Genomic DNA, 1,861 nt, shown 5'->3' with positions numbered 1-1,861 from the left:
AGAAGATCGAGGACGCCATCGGCCAGGTCTTCGACCTCCGCCCCGCCGCCATCATCCGCGACCTGGACCTGCTGCGCCCGATCTACGCACAGACCTCCGCGTACGGCCACTTCGGCCGCGAACTCCCCGACTTCACCTGGGAGCGCACCGACCGCGTCGACGCCCTGCGCCGGGCCACCGGGATCTGACATGCGCATCGCTGTCACGGGATCCATCGCGACCGATCATCTGATGACCTTCCCCGGCCGGTTCGCCGAGCAGCTGCTCGCGGACCGGCTGGACCGGGTCTCCCTGTCGTTCCTCGCCGACAGCCTGGATGTGCGACGGGGCGGGGTGGCGGCGAACATCGCGTTCGGCCTGGGCGTACTGGGCCTGCACCCGCTGCTGGTGGGCGCGGTCGGAGCGGACTTCGAACCGTACCGGGTCTGGCTCAAGGACCACGGAGTGGACACCGACGCCGTACACGTGAGCGCCACCCGACACACCGCCCGCTTCGTCTGCACCACCGACCGGGAACAGAACCAGATCGCCACCTTCTACGCGGGCGCCATGACGGAAGCCCGAGAGATCGACCTGCGGGAGGTCGTCACCCGCCACGGACGCCCCGACCTGGTCCTCGTCTCACCGGACGACCCCGAGGCCATGCTCCGCCACACCGCGAACTGCCGCACGCTCGGCATTCCGTTCGCCTCCGACCCCTCGCAGCAACTGGCCCGGCTGACCCGCGCCGAAGTGCGGGAACTGATCGACGGCGCCCTCCGCCTGTTCACCAACGAGTACGAATCCGCCCTGCTCTGCGAGCGGGCCGGACTCACCGAGGAGCAGGTCCTCGACCGGGTCGGCTCCTGGGTCACCACCCACGGCGAAACCGGCGTACGCATCCGGGCCGTCGACCGCGCGCCGCTCACCGTACCGGCGGTCGAGGTCGCCGAGGTCGTCGACCCCACCGGCGTCGGCGACGCCTTCCGTGCCGGGTTCCTCGCCGGAACGGCGTGGGGCGTCCCCGAGCGGTACGCGGCTCAGCTGGGCTGCGCCGTGGCGGCGACCGTACTCGACCACACCGGCACCCAGGAGTACCGCCTGTCCCGCGACGCACTCCTGGACCGGCTCCGTACCGCCTACGGCCCGGCGAGCCGGACGGAACTCTCTTCATACCTGAGGGGGATGCGATGAGACCCTCCCTGCGGGACGAGTTCGCCACCCGCGTGGTCGTCGCCGACGGCGCGATGGGCACGATGCTCCAGGACGCCGACCCGACGATGGACGACTTCCTCGGGCTGGAGGGCTGCAACGAGATCCTCAACGTCACCCGCCCCGACATCGTGCGGTCCGTGCACGACGCGTACTTCGCGGTCGGCGTGGACTGCGTGGAAACGAACACCTTCGGCACGAACCTGGCCGCCCTCGCCGAGTACGGAGTGGAGGAACGCCTCTACGAGCTGGCCGAGGCGGGCGCCCGGGTCGCCCGCGCGTCCGCCGACGCCTTCACGGCACGCGACGGCCGACACCGCTGGGTCCTCGGCTCCATGGGCCCCGGTACGAAGCTGCCCACCCTCGGCCACGTCGGGTACGAGCCCCTGCGCGAGGCCTACCAGCAGAACGCCGAGGGCCTCATCCACGGCGGCGCGGACGCCCTCCTCGTGGAAACCTCCCAGGACCTGCTCCAGACGAAGGCCGCCGTCATCGGCGCCCGTCGCGCACTGGACTGGTGCGGGAGGTCGGACCTGCCCCTCATCGTGCAGGTCACCGTCGAAGCGAACGGCGCGATGCTGCTCGGCTCGGAGATCGGCGCGGCGTTGACGGCGTTGGAGCCGTTGGGCATCGACATGATCGGCCTGAACTGCGCGACCGGTCCGGCGGA

The 1,861-nt window shown here is 70.9% G+C and carries 3 protein-coding genes; all 3 read left to right on the top strand.

Features of this window, described 5'->3' with window-relative positions; genetic code table 11:
• On the top strand, positions 1 to 188 hold a 188-nt coding region (locus AB0D46_RS38500), incomplete at its 5' end, for a methionine adenosyltransferase domain-containing protein (protein ID WP_362884755.1).
• A gap of 1 nt (position 189) precedes the next feature.
• Entirely contained in the window at positions 190 to 1,173 is a 984-nt protein-coding gene (locus AB0D46_RS38495) for a carbohydrate kinase family protein (protein ID WP_362884753.1), read from the top strand.
• Positions 1,170 to 1,861 (top strand): homocysteine S-methyltransferase family protein (locus AB0D46_RS38490; RefSeq protein WP_362884751.1); only part of this gene is annotated, 692 nt, incomplete at its 3' end. The genes AB0D46_RS38495 and AB0D46_RS38490, both read left to right, overlap by 4 nt.

It is taken from the genome of Streptomyces sp. NPDC048383, assembly GCF_040651775.1.
In the GTDB taxonomy this organism is placed as follows: Bacteria; Actinomycetota; Actinomycetes; order Streptomycetales; family Streptomycetaceae; genus Streptomyces.
This window is presented reverse-complemented; position numbering and strand designations above follow the sequence as displayed.

Coding starts and splice junctions, on each gene's coding strand:
- AB0D46_RS38495 (WP_362884753.1), top strand. CDS start 190: ATGCGCATCGCTGTCACGGGATCCATCGCGACCGATCATCTGATGACC.